This window comes from Vibrio sp. 1580 (assembly GCF_033340055.1).
In genome coordinates, this window is record NZ_JAWOVT010000264.1 from 1 (window position 1) to 721 (window position 721).

Annotated in this window: 1 protein-coding gene; it reads right to left on the minus strand. The window is 43.6% G+C overall.

What is annotated here, in order from left to right; all coding sequences use genetic code 11:
• Positions 1-721, minus strand: a 721-nt coding sequence (locus R7093_RS25410; RefSeq protein ID WP_318147044.1) for an EAL domain-containing protein, incomplete at both ends; no start/stop codon positions are given.

Sequence of the window (721 nt, forward strand, 5' to 3'; positions counted from 1 at the left end):
GGTATAACTCGCGCCCCTTTTCATCTGTGGCATCAAGCAGTAATGAACGGTCGAGTTTGATCTTATCAAACGGATATTTGAGCAAATGCGGAAACGAAGCATAACCCGTTCCGAAATCATCCATTGCGATGCGAATACCACACGCTTGCAGCGCGATCATCGTATTAGTCAACGACACTTTATCGTTTAACACCGCCTCTTCGGTTATCTCGATTTCTAACCAATCTGGGGACACGCCATAGTGCTCAAGTCGTCCTTGTAAGTGCTGAACAAAATCCGCTTGTTCGATCGTCGAAACCGAAATATTGATCGCAACTCGACGTGACGGCGATAACGACATTGTTTTCATGTCCGACAGCACTTTTTCGATGACCAACTTATCGAGTAGCGGCATGGCATCAAGCATTTGGAAGTCACTGATGAACGTTGGAGGACACAGTTTTCCCTCTTTGTCGATATAACGAATCAGCGCTTCATAGGAGAACACTTTCTCATCATGAGTCGATTGTAGCTTTTGATAAAACATCACCAGCTCCCCTTCTCGCAGAATTGAAGTCAAACGCTTCTGAGCTGATGATTTGTTGATAATGTATATGTTTGAATCTTTCACGCTATTAAGCAGAGACTTAAACAGCGATTGTTCAATACCATTCAAAGCATTATTCAGCCCGAATTGACTCGCGTGTTTGCCAGCATAAGCAAGATAAAAAGGTCGATAGAT